Annotated in this window: 16 protein-coding genes and 1 riboswitch; of the genes, 9 read left to right on the top strand and 7 right to left on the bottom strand. The window is 60.9% G+C overall.

All coding sequences use genetic code 11. The annotated features are described in order from the left end of the window. Positions 1-10: 10 nt before the first annotated feature. Together epd and tkt are read right to left on the bottom strand one after the other, a co-directional pair. Complete coding sequence (epd, locus tag M0814_RS12360) at positions 11-1069, bottom strand: erythrose-4-phosphate dehydrogenase (RefSeq protein ID WP_103485200.1); 1059 nt, start codon at positions 1067-1069, stop codon at positions 11-13. A gap of 150 nt (positions 1070-1219) precedes the next feature. Then, positions 1220-3217 carry a transketolase gene (tkt, locus tag M0814_RS12355; protein ID WP_103485199.1) on the bottom strand — a complete coding sequence of 666 codons (1998 nt, stop codon included), beginning with the start codon at positions 3215-3217 and terminating at the stop codon, positions 1220-1222. 258 nt (positions 3218-3475) lie between these two features. On the opposite strand from tkt, the gene M0814_RS12350 reads away from it, so the two are divergent. The 4 genes from M0814_RS12350 to M0814_RS12335 all read left to right on the top strand — a co-directional run bounded on the left by M0814_RS12350 (position 3476) and on the right by M0814_RS12335 (position 8083). Further along, positions 3476-4471 (top strand): metalloregulator ArsR/SmtB family transcription factor, encoded by a 996-nt coding sequence (locus tag M0814_RS12350; RefSeq protein WP_003229023.1) that lies wholly within the window; start codon positions 3476-3478, stop codon positions 4469-4471. An 18-nt stretch (positions 4472-4489) separates the two neighbouring features. After that, entirely contained in the window at positions 4490-5680 is a 1191-nt protein-coding gene (gene metK / locus M0814_RS12345; RefSeq protein WP_103485198.1) for a methionine adenosyltransferase, read from the top strand. Between the two features lie 235 nt (positions 5681-5915). After that, the gene (ligB, locus tag M0814_RS12340) at positions 5916-7592 is read left to right on the top strand and encodes an NAD-dependent DNA ligase LigB (protein WP_103485197.1); all 1677 of its coding nucleotides are present in this window, start codon (positions 5916-5918) and stop codon (positions 7590-7592) included. Between the two features lie 95 nt (positions 7593-7687). Beyond that, positions 7688-8083, top strand: a complete 396-nt coding sequence (locus M0814_RS12335) for a DUF1090 domain-containing protein (protein ID WP_003229029.1) — start codon at positions 7688-7690, stop codon at positions 8081-8083. 178 nt (positions 8084-8261) lie between these two features. Here M0814_RS12335 and M0814_RS12330 read toward each other — a convergent pair whose 3' ends face one another. Then, a complete protein-coding gene (locus tag M0814_RS12330) occupies positions 8262-8711 on the bottom strand; it encodes a cytochrome c (protein WP_003229030.1) in 450 nt (149 codons plus the stop codon). Positions 8712-8839: 128 nt separating this feature from the next. Here M0814_RS12330 and M0814_RS12325 point away from each other — a divergent pair, with 128 nt between their 5' ends. Then, positions 8840-10024 carry a murein transglycosylase A gene (locus M0814_RS12325; protein ID WP_103485196.1) on the top strand — a complete coding sequence of 395 codons (1185 nt, stop codon included), beginning with the start codon at positions 8840-8842 and terminating at the stop codon, positions 10022-10024. 140 nt (positions 10025-10164) lie between these two features. Here M0814_RS12325 and M0814_RS12320 read toward each other — a convergent pair whose 3' ends face one another. Beyond that, positions 10165-10548, bottom strand: a complete 384-nt coding sequence (locus M0814_RS12320; RefSeq protein ID WP_003229034.1) for an MAPEG family protein — start codon at positions 10546-10548, stop codon at positions 10165-10167. A gap of 39 nt (positions 10549-10587) precedes the next feature. Continuing rightward, entirely contained in the window at positions 10588-11421 is an 834-nt protein-coding gene (locus tag M0814_RS12315) for an EamA family transporter (protein ID WP_003229038.1), read from the bottom strand. A 156-nt stretch (positions 11422-11577) separates the two neighbouring features. Here M0814_RS12315 and M0814_RS12310 point away from each other — a divergent pair, with 156 nt between their 5' ends. Beyond that, on the top strand, positions 11578-12843 hold the full coding sequence (locus M0814_RS12310) for a sodium:proton antiporter (RefSeq protein WP_064589608.1): 1266 nt from the start codon (positions 11578-11580) through the stop codon (positions 12841-12843). Here the strand turns inward: M0814_RS12310 and M0814_RS12305 are convergent, their stop codons facing one another. Beyond that, the gene (locus M0814_RS12305; RefSeq protein ID WP_103485195.1) at positions 12844-13743 is read right to left on the bottom strand and encodes a formate/nitrite transporter family protein; all 900 of its coding nucleotides are present in this window, start codon (positions 13741-13743) and stop codon (positions 12844-12846) included. 174 nt (positions 13744-13917) lie between these two features. After that, positions 13918-14325: a hotdog domain-containing protein gene (locus M0814_RS12300; protein ID WP_003229043.1), complete on the bottom strand. Its 408-nt coding sequence runs from the start codon at positions 14323-14325 to the stop codon at positions 13918-13920. A gap of 196 nt (positions 14326-14521) precedes the next feature. Further along, positions 14522-14620, top strand: a riboswitch (S-adenosyl-L-homocysteine riboswitch). 23 nt (positions 14621-14643) lie between these two features. Between M0814_RS12300 and ahcY the strand changes: the two genes are divergently transcribed. The 3 genes from ahcY to M0814_RS12285 all read left to right on the top strand — a co-directional run bounded on the left by ahcY (position 14644) and on the right by M0814_RS12285 (position 18018). Further along, positions 14644-16053, top strand: coding sequence for an adenosylhomocysteinase (gene ahcY / locus M0814_RS12295; RefSeq protein ID WP_003229045.1), 1410 nt, complete (start codon positions 14644-14646; stop codon positions 16051-16053). A gap of 160 nt (positions 16054-16213) precedes the next feature. After that, positions 16214-17059 (top strand): methylenetetrahydrofolate reductase [NAD(P)H], encoded by an 846-nt coding sequence (metF, locus tag M0814_RS12290; protein WP_003229047.1) that lies wholly within the window; start codon positions 16214-16216, stop codon positions 17057-17059. 146 nt (positions 17060-17205) lie between these two features. Then, positions 17206-18018 carry a transporter substrate-binding domain-containing protein gene (locus M0814_RS12285; RefSeq protein WP_103485194.1) on the top strand — a complete coding sequence of 271 codons (813 nt, stop codon included), beginning with the start codon at positions 17206-17208 and terminating at the stop codon, positions 18016-18018. Positions 18019-18220: the final 202 nt, after the last annotated feature.

Raw genomic sequence — 18220 nt, 5'->3', positions numbered from 1 at the left:
GTAGCTGTTCTTAGAGAGCAGGTTTTTTTGAAATCGCTGTTTGCAGATAGTGTTCTGCAACGTCCAGCATTCGGTTGGCAAAACCCCATTCGTTGTCGAACCAGGCCAGGATGTTCACCAGCTTCGGGCCGGAAACACGGGTCTGACTGGCATCGACGATGGCCGAATGTGGGTCATGGTTGAAATCACAGCTGGCATGCGGCAACTCGGTGTAGGCCAGCAGACCTTTGAGCGGGCCATTGGTGGCGGCCTCGCGCAGGATCCGGTTGACCTCGTTCGCGTCGGTCGCGGTGGCGGTCTGCATCGTGATGTCGAGGCAGGACACGTTGACCGTCGGCACGCGTACGGCTTTGGCCTGAATTCGCCCGGCAAGTTCCGGCAGCAGGCGCTCGATGCCACGCGCCAGACCAGTGGACACCGGGATCACCGACTGGAACGCCGAACGGGTGCGGCGCAGGTCTTCGTGGTGATAAGCGTCGATCACCGGCTGATCGTTCATCGCCGAGTGGATGGTGGTGATCGACACGTAATCCAGGCCAATCGCCTTGTCCAGCAGACGCAACAGCGGCACGCCGCAGTTGGTGGTGCAGGAGGCGTTGGATACCAGCAGTTCGGCGCCGGTCAGGCAATCCTGATTGACGCCGTAGACGATGGTGGCGTCGACATCCGCCTCGCTGGCCATCGGCTGCGAGAACAGCACGCGTGGCGCGCCGGCGTCGAGGAAACGCTGGCCGTCTTCACGGGTGTGATAGGCGCCAGAGCACTCCAGCACCAGATCGACGCCAAGAGCGGCCCAATCGATGCCTTCGGGGGTGGCACTGCGCAAGACCTTCACGCAGTCGCCATTAATATGCAGACAATCGCCTTCTACTCGCACTTCGCCGGGAAAGCGGCCGTGGGTGGAGTCGAAGCGTGTCAGGTATTCGATGCTGGCCATGTCCGCCAGATCGTTGATCGCGACAATTTCAAACCCTGCCTTCGCCCCTCGCTCAAACAATGCACGCAAGACGCAACGACCAATCCGGCCGTAGCCGTTGAGTGCAACTTTGTAGGGACGCGGTTGAGGCATGGGGTTCTCGATTACCGTGGTGAATCGGGTAGTGCGATGTTGCCTGAACCAACGCTTTCGCGAGCAGGCTCGCTCCCACAGGGAAATGCATTCCAATGTGGGAGCGGGCTTGCTCGCGAAGGCGTCAGTCCAGACGACTCGGCTTCTGGATCAGTCTTCCAGCAGCTCTTCAGCCTGACCCAGGATGTTTTCCAGGGTGAAGCCGAACTCTTCGAACAGTGCCGAAGCCGGAGCCGATTCGCCGTAGGTGGTCATGCCGATCACGCGACCTTCCAGACCCACATACTTGAACCAGAAGTCGGCGTGAGCCGCTTCGATCGCAATACGTGCGCTGACCTGCAGCGGCAGAACCGATTGCTTGTAGCCAGCGTCCTGAGCGTCGAACACGCTGGTGCAAGGCATGGAAACCACACGCACCTTGCGGCCCTGCTCGGTCAGTTTGTCGTAGGCCTGAACGGCCAGGCCGACTTCCGAACCGGTGGAGATCAGGATCAGCTCAGGCTCGCCTGCGCAGTCCTTCAATACGTAGCCACCGCGGCTGATGTCGGCGATCTGGCCGGCATCGCGCTCCTGGTGCTGCAGGTTCTGACGCGAGAAGATCAGCGCCGATGGGCCGTCTTTACGCTCCAGCGCGTTTTTCCAGGCCACCGCCGATTCAACGGCGTCGGCTGGACGCCAGGTGTCGAGGTTCGGCGTGGTGCGCAGGCTGGTCAGTTGCTCGATCGGCTGGTGCGTCGGGCCGTCTTCGCCCAGACCGATGGAGTCGTGGGTGTAGACATGGATCACACGCTTCTTCATCAGCGCCGACATGCGCACTGCGTTGCGCGCGTATTCCATGAACATCAGGAAGGTCGCGCCGTAAGGCACTAGGCCGCCGTGCAGGGACACGCCGTTCATGATCGCGGTCATGCCGAATTCGCGCACGCCGTAGTACATGTAGTTGCCGCTGGCGTCTTCAGAGCTGACGCCTTTGCAACCTTTCCACAGGGTCAGGTTGGAACCGGCCAGGTCAGCCGAACCGCCGAGCAGCTCCGGCAGCAGCGGGCCGAACGCGTTCAGGGTGTTCTGGCTGGCTTTGCGGCTGGCGATGGTTTCGCCCTTGGCAGCCACTTCAGCGATGTAAGCCGAGGCTTTTTCAGCGAAGTCAGCCGGCAGTTCGCCGCTCAGACGACGGATCAGCTCGTTGGCTTCGGTCGGGAACGCCGCGGAGTAAGCTGCGAAACGCTGATCCCACTCGGCTTCGGCGGCGCGACCTTTTTCCTTGGCATCCCACTCGGCATAGATGTCGGCCGGGATTTCGAACGGGCCGTAGTTCCAGTTCAGCGCCTTGCGGGTCAGGGCGATTTCGGCGTCGCCCAGTGGCGCGCCGTGGCAATCTTCCTTGCCCTGCTTGTTCGGCGAACCGAAACCGATGGTGGTCTTGCAGCAGATCAGGGTCGGCAGCGGGCTCTTGCGCGCGGTCTCGATGGCGGTCTTGATCTCTTCCGGATCGTGGCCGTCGACATTGCGGATCACCTGCCAGTTGTAGGCTTCGAAACGCTTCGGGGTGTCGTCGGTGAACCAGCCCTCGACTTCGCCGTCGATGGAGATGCCGTTGTCATCGTAGAAGGCGATCAGCTTGCCCAGGCCCAGCGTACCGGCCAGGGAAGCGACTTCGTGGGAAATGCCTTCCATCATGCAGCCATCACCCAGGAACACGTAGGTGTGGTGATCCACGATGTCGTGGCCAGGACGGTTGAACTGCGCGGCCAGCACTTTTTCTGCCAGGGCAAAGCCCACAGCGTTGGCCAGACCCTGACCCAGCGGGCCGGTGGTGGTCTCGACGCCCGGGGTGTAGCCGAATTCCGGGTGACCCGGGGTGCGGCTGTGCAGCTGACGGAACTGCTTGAGGTCGTCGATCGACAGGTCGTAACCGGTCAGGTGCAGCAGCGAGTAGATCAACATCGAGCCGTGGCCGTTGGACAGCACGAAGCGGTCACGGTCGGCGAACGACGGGTTGCTCGGGTTGTGCTTGAGGTAGTCGCGCCAAAGTACTTCGGCGATATCTGCCATACCCATGGGGGCACCGGGATGGCCGCTGTTGGCTTTTTGCACGGCATCCATGCTGAGGGCACGAATGGCGTTGGCACGCTCACGACGGCTAGGCATCGCTGATCTCCTGGGTGTGAATAATTGAAACGGAAAAAAGGAGGGCATTTTCCCTCACCGGAGCGCCTCGGGGCAATGACAGATAGTCATACGGAGGCGTTTTTCCCATGGTTAACAGTGGATTCGCCTGGTGAAACCTTTCCGCTATTCGTTTGTAGAGTTAACCAGCCAGTGAGAAGTGCCATCTATCGTGCAATATCAAAACTTTTTGATATTGCCCTTGCAGCGATTTCCCGCCGTCACTAGACTGCTGGCCCTATGAACTTACGCGTGCCTTCCATTCGCCATGACGACTGCGACGAGCTGGCGGCCCTGTGCAAGGCCGGTGGCGACCCGCTGCGCCTGAATGTATTGCGCGCGCTGGCCAACGATTCGTTCGGTGTACTGGAGCTGGCGCAGATTTTCGGTATCGGTCAGTCCGGCATGAGCCATCACCTGAAGGTGCTGGCCCAGGCCGATCTGGTGGCAACGCGCCGCGAAGGCAACGCGATTTTCTATCGTCGCGCCCTGCCTCACACCGAATTGCTGGGCGGTAAACTGCACGCAGCACTGTTAGAAGAAGTCGACAACCTGGCGCTGCCAGAGGACGTGCAAGCGCGTATCGCCCAGGTTCACGGGCAACGTGAAGCGGCCAGCCAGGAATTTTTCGCTCGGGTCGCAGAGAAATTTCGCGCCCAGCAAGACTTGATCGCAGGCCTGCCGCAGTACCGCGACAGCGTGCTGGCCCTGCTCGATAAACTGAACTTCAATGGTGCTGCCACGGCCATTGAAGTCGGCCCCGGCGATGGTGCTTTTCTGCCGGAACTGGCCCGTCGCTTCGGTACCGTAACCGCGCTGGACAACAGCCCGGCGATGCTCGAACTGGCGCGTCAGGTATGTGAACGTGAACGGCTGGCTAACGTCAGCCTGCAATTGGCCGATGCATTGAATGGCTCCAGCCTTCAGGCCGATTGCGTGGTACTGAACATGGTGTTGCACCATTTCGCCGCGCCGGCCGAAGCGCTCAAGCACATGGCCGGCCTGCTGCAACCGGGCGGTAGCCTGCTCGTGACAGAGTTATGTAGCCACAACCAGAGTTGGGCCAGGGAGGCCTGCGGTGATCTGTGGTTGGGGTTTGAACAGGACGATTTGGCCCGTTGGGCCACCGCTGCGGGACTCGTTCCCGGGGACAGCCTCTATGTAGGCTTACGTAATGGTTTCCAGATCCAGGTTCGCCACTTTCAGCGACCGGCTGGCGACACTCACCATCGGTAAATTCAGGAAAACATCGAGATGAGCGAATACTCCCTCTTCACCTCCGAGTCCGTGTCCGAAGGGCATCCGGACAAAATCGCCGACCAGATTTCCGATGCGGTGCTGGACGCCATTATCGCCCAGGACAAACACGCACGCGTTGCCGTGGAAACCCTGGTCAAGACCGGCGTAGCCATTGTCGCCGGTGAAGTGACCACCAGCGCCTGGGTCGACCTGGAGCAGATCGTTCGTGACGTGATCTGCGACATCGGCTACACCAGCTCCGAAGTCGGCTTCGACGGCGCGACCTGCGGCGTGATGAACATCATCGGCAAGCAGTCCCCAGACATCAACCAGGGTGTTGACCGTGCCAAGCCTGAAGATCAGGGCGCCGGCGACCAGGGCCTGATGTTCGGCTACGCCAGCAACGAAACCGACGTTTTGATGCCGGCGCCGATCACCTTCTCGCACCAACTGGTGCAGCGTCAGGCCGAAGCCCGCAAATCGGGTCTGCTGCCGTGGCTGCGTCCGGACGCCAAGTCGCAAGTGACCTGCCGTTACGAAGGCGGCAAGGTGGTCGGTATCGACGCCGTTGTACTGTCGACCCAGCACAACCCTGAAGTGTCGTACAAAGACCTGCGCGAAGGCGTGATGGAGCTGATCGTCAAGCACGTACTGCCTGCCGAACTGCTGAGCAAAGACACCCAGTTCCACATCAACCCGACCGGCCAGTTCATCATTGGCGGCCCGGTAGGTGACTGCGGTCTGACCGGTCGCAAGATCATCGTCGACAGCTACGGCGGCATGGCCCGTCACGGCGGTGGCGCGTTCTCCGGTAAAGATCCATCGAAGGTTGACCGTTCGGCTGCCTACGCTGGCCGTTACGTTGCCAAGAACATCGTCGCGGCCGGCCTGGCCGAGCGTTGCGAGATCCAGGTGTCCTACGCCATCGGTGTCGCTCAGCCGACTTCGATCTCGCTGAACACCTTCGGTACCGGCAAGATCAGCGATGACAAGATCATCAAACTGGTGCGTGAAGTGTTCGACCTGCGTCCATACGCGATCACCACCATGCTCGATCTGCTGCACCCGATGTACAAGGAAACTGCAGCCTACGGCCACTTCGGTCGTGCTCCGCAGACCAAGACTGTTGGCGAAGACACCTTCACCACCTTCACCTGGGAAAAAACCGACCGCGCCGACGCTCTGCGTTCTGCCGCTGGTCTGTAAGCCCTCCCCGGCTGCACAAAAAGCCCCGCACGGTTCGCGCCGTGCGGGGCTTTTTCATGCCTGAAATACCATTCCAATATCAATCAAGAACCCTGTGGGAGCGGGCTTGCCCGCGAAGAGGCCAGTCCCGGCGACCTGAGTTTCAGCATGGAAACACCATGCAAAACACCCACCCGGTGCTTCTCTGAATCCTCGCCTAGCCTTCAAGCATTGCCCCTGAGCAAGGACGCTCAAAATGCTTGCCACGCTGCGCCTGTTTTCATTTGTTCTACTGAGTTTCACCCCTCTGATCGCCTATGCAGCCTGCCCGGACTGGTCAGCCAGCAAGGCGCAAACTGAACTCTCGGCCCTGCAAAAGCAGATCGATCAATGGGACGACGCCTACCACCGCGAAGGCCGCTCGCTGATTGCCGACGAGCTCTACGATCAATCGCGCCTGCGACTCAACGAATGGCGCCAGTGCTTCGCGCGGCACTCGGCGCCCGCCCCTTTGCGCACAGCATCAGGCTCCGTCGCGCACCCGGTCGCCCACACTGGCCTGGACAAGATTCACGAGGCATCGGCCATTGAAACCTGGCTGCGGGATCGAAAGGATGTCTGGGTACAACCCAAAGTGGATGGCGTTGCCGTGACGCTGATCTATAGCGGTGGCGTCTTGCGGCAGGCGATCAGTCGTGGCGACGGGGTCAACGGTCATGACTGGACTCCTTCCGCGCAGAAGATCAGCGCCATTCCCCAACGCTTGACACGCCCGGTGGATCTGCTGGTCCAGGGCGAACTCTATTGGCGCCTGGACAAGCATATTCAGGCCAGTTCCGGCAGCGTCAACGCCCGTGCGACCGTTGCCGGCCTGATGGCGCGCAAAACCTTGAGTACCGAACAAGCGGCCGGGGTCGGCCTGTTCGTCTGGGACTGGCCGCAAGGGCCGATCGAACTGCCGGATCGAATTTCCATGCTGGCGACATTGGGCTTCGCCACGACCGCACCTTACAGCCAGCCGATCAGCCATTTCGCCGAGGCTCAGACATGGCGCGAACACTGGTATCGCTCACCCCTGCCGTTCGCCACGGACGGGATCGTTCTGCGCCAAAGCCAGAGGCCTCCCGCCGAACGCTGGCAGGCGCGCTCGCCCTACTGGGCCATCGCCTGGAAATACCCGTTCGCCCTGGCCTTGGCGCAGGTGCGCAAAGTCAATTTCAAAGTTGGTCGCACCGGGCGTATCACCCCCGTTCTGGAACTGAAGCCCGTTGCCCTTGATGACCGTCAGATCAAACGTGTCAGCGTCAGCTCGCTGAAGCGCTGGCAGGAACTGGACATCCGTCCCGGCGATCAGGTTGCCATCAGCCTGACCGGACTGACCATTCCGCGACTCGACAGTGTGGTGCTGCGCAGTGTCGAACGCGTCGATCTGGAGATCCCCGACGCCCGCGACTTTCATGCCCTGAGCTGCTGGCAACCGACGCAGGAATGCAAAAGCCAGTTTCTCGCTCGACTGACCTGGCTCAGTGGCAAACAAGGACTGGCGCTGCAGAATGTCGGTCGCGGCACCTGGGAGAAACTTCTGGAAACAGGCCGCCTGAACAACCTGCTGGATTGGTTGACCCTTGATGAGCCAGAGCTTGCTAACATTGCCGGCTTCGGCGAGCGCAGCAGCGCACGCCTGATCAACAGCTTTCAGAGCGCCCGGCAACGGCCGTTCGCTCAGTGGCTCAAAGCGTTGGGCATGCCGCCGACAGGTCAGGCCCGACTGGCCGACTCGTGGCAGGCGCTGGCGCAACGCGACACCGAACAATGGCAGGCACAAGCCGGAATCGGCCCGGGCCGCGCGGCGCAATTGAGCGCATTCTTCCGCGACCCGCAGGTGCTGGCCTTGAGTGACACATTACGCGCCGCCGGAATCGACGGTTTCTGATCACGCAATCCCCCGGCAGCCGGGAACCCAAGGGCCGTCAGACGCTCAAACAGCGCAGTGCCCCCGACCCGACTGCCTTTGCACATGGAGCTTTTATGAAATTTCTTGCACCGCTCGCCTTGCTGACTCTCTGTGGCGTCCTGGCCGCGCCTGTGATGGCCGACGAAGATGCACCGGGCCTGACCGGTTGCGCCGCCAAGAAGCAGGGCATCATTAATCAGCTCGAACAGGCCAAGTCCCGGGGCAACACCGATCAGCAGGCCGGCCTGCAAACAGCCCTGGATGAAGTGACGAAGAACTGCACCGATGCCGGCCTGAAGAAAGAACGCGAGAACAAGGTGCTGGAAGCCAAGCACGAAGTGAGCAAGCGCCAGGCCGATCTCGACAAGGCCATGAAGAAAGGCGATCCGGAGAAGATCGACAAGCGCAAGAACAAGCTCGCCGAGTCGCGCAAAGAACTGCAGGACGCGCTGGACCAGATCGACAAGTAACCCGTATTGAAGGCGATGTCCTGTGGCGAGGGAGCTTGCTCCCGCTCGGCGGCGCAGCCGTCGCAAACCCATTCAATCGAGTTGAGTCTGTTACAGCGCGGTTGAATGGGGTTGGGGCCGCTTCGCGGCCCAGCGGGAGCAAGATCTCTCGCCACAGTTTTCCAGCAGTCTCAGACAATCAATGATCCCGAAACTCTTTATGGCAAGCGCTGCAGGCATCTTCAACCTTCTGCACCGCCGGCCCGAGGTTACTGGCCTTGTACGGCTGAACCTTGCTGGCGGTCACCAGCTCACCGGTGGCGGCCTCGAGGTTGCGGGCCAGTTCCTGAAAGCGTGCCTGACGCGACCAGACATCGTCCTTGGCGCTGGTGTGATCTTCCTCACGCACCTGCGGGAAATGCTTCCACGGCTCATGGGACAGCGCGTCGAGTTTCACTGCACCCTCGGTGAATTTCGGCCCGTCGAACGGAATGCGTCCGCGCAACATGCCGCCCAGGTCTTCGCCGGTCTTAAGCATCTGCTTGAAGATCGCCTTGCGTTGCCCCAGCGGAGAATTCGGATCGACACCGCCACAGGCGGACAAGGTCAGACAGGCCAGCAATACAACAGAAATTCTTTTAAGAGTCATGGTGGCTTCAAGTCACGGAATTCGGCGGCCAGTATCCTCGCGTCGCCGACAAACACCAATAGCCCTATTAAAAATACGGGTTGCCCGAGCGCATGGAGCACTTGGGCAACCGGCACAGGAATCACTCCATGAACAGCCGTTTCAAGGCCTGGCGTCACCCACTGATCGCAACCCTGCCGCTGCTGGCAATCCTTGCCGGCTGTACGGGCGGCGACAATGCCAAACCGAAAACCCACGCCTTGGCCACTTATTCCAGCACCACCTGGGAAGCCCTGCCGGCGGTGTCCGACAGCGATCTGATCGCCGGTTTCGGCTCGTGGCGCAGCGCCTGCACCCGACTCAAGGCCGACCCGGTCTGGGGCGGCACCTGCGCCGCAGCGGCCAACGTGCCGCCGAGCGCCAACGAGATCCGCGCGTTCCTCAAGCAGAACCTCGATGTGTTCGGCCTGCGCGCCGAGCATGACAACCCGAACGGTCTGATCACCGGTTACTACGAACCGGTCTACCCCGGCAGCCTGACGCCCACCGACGTAGCCAACGTGCCGGTGTATGGCGTGCCGGAAGATATGATCATCGTCTCGCTGGACAGTATTTATCCGGAACTCAAGGGCAAGCGCCTGCGTGGCCGTCTCGAAGGCCGGGTGCTCAAGCCTTACGACGACGCGGCGACCATTGAATCCAAAGGCGTAAAAGCGCCGGTGGTGGCGTACCTCACCGACCCGATGAACCTGCAGTTTTTGCAGATCCAGGGCTCGGGGCGGATTCAGACGCCGGATGGCAAGCAACTGCGCATCGCCTACGCCGACCAGAACGGCCACCCGTACCGACCGATCGGCCGCTGGCTGGTGGAACAGGGCGAGTTGAAGAAAGAAGACGTGACCATGAGCGCGATCAGCAACTGGGCCAAGGCCAACCCGTCGCGCATCCCGGAGCTGCTGGGCAGCAACCCGAGCTACGTGTTCTTCACCCGTAACCCGGACAGCAACGAAGGTCCGCGCGGTTCGCTCAATGTGCCGCTGACCGCCGGCTACAGCGCAGCGGTGGATCGCAAGGTGATTCCGTTGGGCAGCCTGCTGTGGCTGTCGACCACCCGCCCGGATGGCACCGCTTTGGTTCGCCCGGTCGCGGCGCAGGACACTGGCGGCGCGATTGCCGGCGAGGTGCGCGCGGACCTGTTCTGGGGCACGGGCGACGCGGCCGGGCAGTTAGCCGGGGACATGAAGCAGCAGGGACAGATCTGGATGCTCTGGCCTAAAGGTGCGGCGTTGCCGCAAGTGCCCCAGGTCGCCGACACGGTTAAGGACAAACCTTAAGCGCCTCGGCGCCTGAGCTATCGTCTTCGCGGGCAAGCCCGCTCCCACAGGTATTCATGGCGAGCACAAATTCTGTGTACACCCAAGACCCCTGTGGGAGCGGGCTTGCCCGCGAAGAGGCCAGCAGCAACACCCGAGATTCAGACAGACACAAAGAAGAACGCAGCAATCAGCCCCATCCCGACAAACCACACCAACGACCGCAGAATCGCCCAGTCCGCCAGGTAGCAGATGATGTACAGCAGGCGACTGGTGATAAACATCACCGCCAGCACATTCACCGTCACCAACTGCGCCGTGCCCACCAGATGCGCAACGATCACCGCTGCCGCAAACGCCGGCATCACCTCGAAACTGTTCAACTGCGCCGCATGCGCCCGTCGGGCCACGCCGTTCAGGCTTTCGAGAAAGTCCCGGGGATCATGGTTGTCCTGAAGCCTGAAACCGCCGCTGGCCTTGGCCACGATCGTGCACACATACGGCAGGAAAATCGCGATCAATACGCACCACAGAGCCACCGTCATAAAGCCGTCCTTCTTCGAGTGATAGAGAATTGTGGGCCGTCAGAACTTCATCACCAGCATGCCGATCAGTACCAGCCCACAGGCTAAGAGCCGCGGCCTGCCGAAAGGTTCTTTCAGGTAACGCATGCCGAACAGCACCACCAGAATCACGCTGATCTCGCGCAACGCCGCCGCTTCGGCAATCGAGCCCAACTGCATCGCCCACAGCACCAGAGCGTAGCTGAACAACACGCAGAACCCGACCGCCAGCCCCAACTTCCATTGCTCGCGCCAGAACACCAGAAATGCCGGGCGTTTGGCGACCCATGCCAGCAACGGAAACGGCCAGGCGCTGAGCAACGTGACCCAGACCAGGTAATCCAGTGGATGCGACCAGCGCCGCAAGGCCTGGCCATCGATGTAGGTGTAGCAGCCGATGCACAACCCGATCAGCGCCACCACCGGCAGCATCGACCACGGCAGATGCTTGCCGCCGCCGCCCTGCCAGAGCAGGCAGGCCATGCCCAGCGGAATCAGCATGATCCCGAAGATCTGCTGCGCGGTAAGCACTTCGCCGGCGAAGATCAGGGTCAACGCCAGCACCACCAGTGGCGACAAGCCGCGCATCAGCGGATAGACCAACCCGAGGTCGCCGACCCGATAGGCTTGAATCAGCAAATAGCGATACAGCAACTCGAACGCCGCCGAAGCCAGAATCCACGGCCAGATTTCCGCCGGCGGCAGGCTGATGAATGGAAATGCGAGGGCGACAAACAGCAGCGCCACCGTGTCCATGCACGCCACCACCAGCAGCCGCTCGGCGCTGAACTTGATCAGGGTATTCCACGTCGCATGCAACAGCGCCGCCATTAACACCAGAACTGTCGCCGCCACGTCCCACTCCTTGATTTTTATTGTTGACCCTACACCAATGTGCGCGGCCGACCAACCGAGGGGACACAGTTGTGTCCCCACCCCGAATCAGCCCATCCAACCTTTGCACCGAAGAATCGGGGCGCTGTCTTTCCACCCCCATCCAAAGGAGCCCGGATGCTTGAACTCGTAGCCGCATTCATCTGCCTCACAACCCTTCTCACCTTCGTCAACTACCGCTTCATCGGCCTGCCGCCGACCATCGGCGTGATGGTCACCGCGCTGATGTTCTCCCTGTTGCTGCAAGGCCTGAGCCTGCTCGGCTATCCCGGCCTCGAAGAACGCGTGCAGCAACTGATCGGCCAGATCGACTTCGGCGATCTGCTGATGAACTGGATGCTGTCGTTTCTGCTGTTCGCCGGCGCCCTGCACGTCAACCTGAACGACCTGCGCAGCTATCGCTGGCCGATCGGCCTGCTGGCCACTTTCGGCGTGCTGATTGCGACCGTGGTGATCGGTAGCCTCGCCTATTACATTTTTGCCCTGTTCGGCTGGCACGTGAGCTTCCTCTACTGCCTGTTGTTCGGCGCGCTGATTTCGCCGACCGACCCGATTGCGGTGCTCGGCGTCCTGCGCACCGCCAACGCTTCGAAGCCGCTGAAAACCACCATCGTCGGCGAGTCGCTGTTCAACGACGGCACGGCGGTGGTGGTGTTCACCGTGCTGCTGGGTATCGCCCAATTGGGTGAAACGCCGACGATCAGCGCCACGGCAATGCTGTTCGTGCACGAAGCCATTGGCGGCGTGTTGTTCGGCGGGCTGATCGGTTATGGGGTGTACCGGATGATCAAAAGCGTCCAGCAGCATCAGATCACCGTGATGCTGACCCTGGCGCTGGTGATCGGCGGTTCGGCGATGGCCACCGAGCTGCACGTCTCGGCGCCGATTGCGATGGTGGTCGCCGGTCTGATCATCGGTAACCTGGGACGCAACCTGGCGATGAACGACATGACCCGCAAGTACCTCGACGGCTTCTGGGAGCTGCTCGATGACATGCTCAACGCCCTGCTGTTCGCGCTGATCGGCATGGAGCTGTTGCTGCTGCCGTTCAACTGGGCGCACGTGGCGGCGGCCAGTTTGCTGGCGCTGGCGATTCTGCTGTCGCGCCTGCTCACCGTGGCCCCGGCCATCGTTCTGCTACGCCGTTGGCGCACAGTGCCGCGCGGCACCATCCGAATCCTGACCTGGGGCGGTTTGCGCGGTGGTGTCTCGGTGGCACTGGCGCTGGCCCTGCCGCTGGGCCCGGAGCGCGATCTGCTGCTGAGCATCACCTACATCGTGGTGCTGTCGTCGATCCTGTTGCAGGGTCTGACCATCGGCAAACTGGTCAAGCACGCCACCCGTGACGAGCCGGCCACAGCGGCCGAGCCCGCGCACCACTGATCATTTTCTGATCTGCTGCGGGTCAGGCTTCTCGGCCTGATCCGCAGACCCTTTGCCTGTTTCTTTCGGCGCGCCGCTCTCGCTGCGGATCTGCGCATGGCTGATCAGGGCGAAGATGAAACTGCCGCCGATGATGTTCCCCGCCAGCGTCGGCCCGGCAAACACCATCCAGAAATCACTCCACGGCAGCTCGCCGGCAAACACCAGATACGACACTTCCGCCGAACCGACCACGATGTGGGTGAAATCGCCCAGCGCCATCAGGTAGGTGATGAGGATGATGATCCACATCTTCGCGCTCTCCATGGACGGGATCATCCAGACCATGGTGGCGATCATCCAGCCGGAAACGATGCCCTTGGCGAACATTTGGCTGGCGTGGTTTTCCATGACCTTGCGGCCGATTTCAAGGAAGGCGTGATCGGTCTTGGCGTCGAAGATCGGCAGCTCGAGCATCACGTACGCCACCAGAATCGTCCCGCACAAATTGCCGAACAGGACCACGCCCCACAGGCGGATCAGCCGGCCGAAATTGGCCAGGGTCGGTTTGCTCATCACCGGGAGGACGGCGGTCAGGGTGTTTTCGGTGAACAGTTGCTGGCGGGCGAGGATCACCGCGAGGAAACCGGCGCAGTAGCCGAAACTGGCGATCACCTTGAATTCCTCGCCCTCGGGCAGGCGCGAATTGAGCAGGCCCATGCCCATCAGCGACAGGCCCATGGTCAGCCCGGCGGCGAGCGCCGACCACCACAGCGCGGCGATGCTGCGCTCCAGTTCCTGATCGCCTTGAGTGCGGATGATTTCATGCAGAACCGCCGCGCGGGGCGGCTGGTTTTTCTCGACTTCGTGTTGTTCATCGGTCGAGAGGTTGGGGGTCTTGCCGTCTATAGGCGTGGTCATGGCGTGGGAACCGGGTGGGGGGCTTTTAGCTACGACCCCGGCGGTTCATGGCTGTTCAGTGGCCAGATGATTCTTCGCTGACTGAACAACCGCATTCGCGAGCAGGCTCGCTCCCACAGGTACAACGCAATCCATGTGGGAGCGAGCCTGCTCGCGATGAAGCCACCGCCAATGTCACTTGGTAACGAGCTCATCTTCCTTGAACTGGTCTTTGACGTACTTGATCTCGGTCCGTCCGTGCGGGGCTGGCAAACCATCTTCGCCGAGGTTGACGAACACCATCTTCTCGACCGTGAGGATGCTCTTGCGGGTGATCTTGTTACGCACTTCGCAGGTCAGGGTGATCGAGGTGCGGCCGAACTCGGTGGCGGTGATGCCCAGCTCGATGATGTCGCCCTGGCGCGAGGCGCTGACGAAGTTGATCTCGGAAATGTACTTGGTCACCACGCGCTGATTGCCCAACTGGACGATGGCGTAGATCGCCGCTTCTTCGTCGATCCAGCGCAGCAGGCTGCCGCCGAACAGGGTGCCATTGGGGTTGAGGTCTTCGGGTTTTACCCATTTGCGGGTGTGGAAATTCATGTTCACTCCTGAGCGTTTGCCGAAAGATGGCGCCATCTTGGCAGACCGGACGGTCATGCTCCATGAGCCTTCTACTATGGTCGCTATTAGCGATCTTCATTTGGCCGACAGAAACCCTTTGGAAGATCAGTCTAGACGGCTATAATCGCCCCCGTTTCAAAACGGTAACGTTCACCTGCTACCGTTTTCCCGCCACCTGTCCGAGGGGCGCTGCAGCAGGATCAACCTGTCAGGCTCGGATGGGGCGTTGACTGGCCACGGCCGGACACTAAACGCACAACGGCGCCCATTCGCATACATTACGAATGGAGGCTCTTCATGAGCGCTGTTATCACGCCTGCAGATTTTAACGATTACAAAGTTGCCGATATGTCCCTGGCCGCCTGGGGCCGTCGCGAAACCATCATCGCCGAATCGGAAATGCCGGCCCTGATGGGTCTGCGCCGCAAGTACGCCTCCGAGCAGCCGCTCAAGGGCGCGAAAATCCTCGGCTGCATCCACATGACCATTCAGACTGCCGTGCTGATCGAAACCCTGGTTGCCCTGGGTGCCGAAGTACGCTGGTCGTCCTGCAACATTTTCTCGACTCAGGATCAGGCCGCTGCGTCCATCGCTGCCGCCGGCATCCCGGTTTTCGCCTGGAAAGGCGAGACTGAAGAAGAGTACGAGTGGTGCCTGGAGCAGACCATCCTCAAGGATGGCCAGCCATGGGACGCCAACATGATCCTCGACGACGGCGGCGACCTGACTCAGCTGCTGCACGACAAGTACCCACAGGTGCTGGACCGCGTTCACGGCGTGACCGAAGAAACCACCACCGGCGTTCACCGCCTGCTGGACATGCTGGCCAAGGGCGAGCTGAAGATCCCGGCGATCAACGTCAACGACTCGGTGACCAAGTCCAAGAACGACAACAAGTACGGCTGCCGTCACAGCCTGAACGATGCGATCAAGCGCGGCACCGACCACCTGCTGTCCGGCAAGCAAGCGCTGGTCATCGGTTACGGTGACGTGGGCAAGGGCTCTGCTCAGTCCCTGCGTCAGGAAGGCATGATCGTCAAGGTTTCCGAAGTTGACCCGATCTGCGCCATGCAGGCCTGCATGGACGGTTTCGAACTGGTTTCGCCGTTCATCGACGGTATCAACGACGGCACCGAAGCAAGCATCGACAAAGCGCTGCTGGGCAAGATCGACCTGATCGTGACCACCACCGGCAACGTCAATGTTTGCGATGCGAACATGCTCAAAGCCCTGAAGAAGCGCGCTGTTGTCTGCAACATCGGTCACTTCGACAATGAAATCGACACCGCTTTCATGCGCAAGAACTGGGCGTGGGAAGAAGTGAAGCCACAGGTCCACAAGATCCACCGTACCGGCCCGGGCGCTTTCGACGCACAGAACGACGACTACCTGATCCTGCTGGCCGAAGGCCGTCTGGTGAACCTGGGCAACGCCACCGGTCACCCGAGCCGCATCATGGACGGTTCGTTCGCCAACCAGGTACTGGCGCAGATCTTCCTGTTCGGCCAGAAGTACGCCGACCTGTCGCCAGCCGAGAAAGCCAAGCGTCTGACCGTTGAAGTACTGCCGAAGAAACTCGACGAAGAAGTGGCCCTGGAAATGGTTCGCGGCTTCGGCGGCGTGGTCACTCAACTGACCAAGCAACAGGCTGACTACATCGGCGTCACCGTCGAAGGCCCGTTCAAGCCGCACGCTTACCGCTACTGATTGACGCGGCGGCCTGCTCTCCCTGTGGGAGCGGGCTTGCTCGCGAAAGCGGTCTGTCATTCAGCATTGATGTTGCCTGACCCGCCGCTTTCGCGAGCAAGCCCGCTCCCACATGGGCGGTGCAAGCCTCACAGGCTTCGTGTTTCCAAGGGTATTTCCCATGTCCCAAGACCGTCGCTACAGCTTCGAGTTCTTCCCGACCAAGACCGATGCTGGGCATGAAAAGCTGCTCAACGTTGCCCGTCAGTTGGCAACGTACAATCCCGATTTCTTCTCCTGCACCTATGGCGCTGGTGGTTCGACCCGTGATCGCACCCTCAACACCGTTCTGCAGCTGGAAAGCGAAGTCAAAGTACCGGCCGCACCACACCTTTCGTGCGTCGGCGACAGCAAGGACGACCTGCGCGGCCTGCTGAACGAATACAAGGCTGCCGGTATCAAGCGCATCGTTGCCCTGCGCGGCGACCTGCCGTCCGGCATGGGCATGACCAGCGGTGAGCTGCGTCACGCCAATGAACTGGTTGAATTCATTCGTGAAGAAACCGGCGATCATTTCCACATCGAAGTTGCCGCTTACCCGGAGATGCATCCGCAAGCGCGCAATTACGAAGACGATCTCGCCAACTTCGTGCGCAAGGCCCGCGCCGGCGCCGACAGCGCGATCACCCAGTACTTCTTCAACGCCGACAGCTACTTCTACTTCGTCGATCGTTTGCAGGCACTGGGCGTGGATATTCCGGTGGTACCGGGGATCATGCCGATCACCAACTACAGCAAACTCGCGCGCTTCTCCGATGCCTGCGGTGCGGAAATCCCGCGCTGGATCCGCAAGCAACTGGAAGCCTACGGCGATGACAGCCAAAGCATTCAGCGCTTCGGCGAGCAAGTTGTCAGCGAAATGTGCGAGCGCCTGCTGCAGGGTGGCGCACCGGGGCTGCACTTCTATTCCATGAACCAGGCTGAACCTAGTCTGGCGATCTGGAATAACCTGAAGTTGCCACGTTAAGCGTTAAAAGAAAGATCAAAAGATCGCAGCCTTCGGCAGCTCCTACAGGGGTGTCGTTGCTGCGATCTTTTGCTTTTGAATCCCCGAATTAGAGCTTGTGCAGGCACTTTCTGGCTCTTTCGCGTTTCTCGTCGTAATCTCAAGTCATGCCTTTGATCGCGCAACTATTCACGGTACTGGTTTTTGCTTGCCTGAGCTTTGCCGCTCGGGGCGAGAAGTTGCGTATTGTCACCGAGCCGTGGGCCCCTTACGTATATGAGGAGGACGGCAAGAACCTCGGGCTGGACTACGAAACCACCGCCATCGTGTTCAAGCGTTTGGGAATCGAAGTCGAATGGCAGTTCCTGCCGTGGAAACGCTGCCTGTCGATGCTCGAGACCGGCCAGGCTGACGGCGCGCTGGATATCTTTCACAGCGACGAGCGCGACGCCACCCTGCTCTATCCGAGTGAACCGTTGTCGGACGTCGAGTTCGTGATGTTCTATGCCAACGACCGGCCACACCCATTCAGCAAGCTCGACGAACTCAAAGGCCTGACCATCGGCACTTCGCCGGGCTATCTGTACAGCCCGGACTTCAGCGAATCGACATTATTCACCCGCGAGCCGGCACCGACCCACGAGGCCAACTTCGGCAAACTGCTGCGCGGACGCATCGACTTGCTGATCACCGATCGCCGCGTCGGTCAGCATTTGCTCGATCAGCTGAATATCCGCGATCAGATCAGCGAAAACCCGACGATCATCAGCCGTCAGAGCCAATATCTGGCCGTTCGACGCAATGCCGGGATGGATCTGCTGGTGGCGCGTTTCGGTGCCGAACTCAAGCGTTTCAAGCGTGAACCGGCCTACGCCGAGCTCAGCGCACGCTACGGCGCAGCCCCGGTCGACGCCGCTCCGCTGAGCAACGCCTCGGCCAGCCGCAAAACCGTTGAGCAGCAGGAAAGCAGCGCGCAGTGATTGCTCTGTTATACTCCGGCGTTCCCGCCAGGCTCACGCCCGGACGCCCGGAACCGTAACAGGCCTCTCGACCCGCTACAGCGCAGCTTTCAGCCCGCGCGAGCGCTCCTGACGTGCCTTCGGAACCGCAGCAGGACCGGACGGGATTGCGTCCTCTTAAACGTGATTCGCGCCAGGCAAGACTCCCATTGGGCCAAGCCCT

The sequence above is a fragment of the Pseudomonas sp. MWU12-2020 genome (assembly GCF_023100605.1).
Taxonomy (GTDB): domain Bacteria; phylum Pseudomonadota; class Gammaproteobacteria; order Pseudomonadales; family Pseudomonadaceae; genus Aquipseudomonas; species Aquipseudomonas fluorescens_H.
This window is presented reverse-complemented; position numbering and strand designations above follow the sequence as displayed.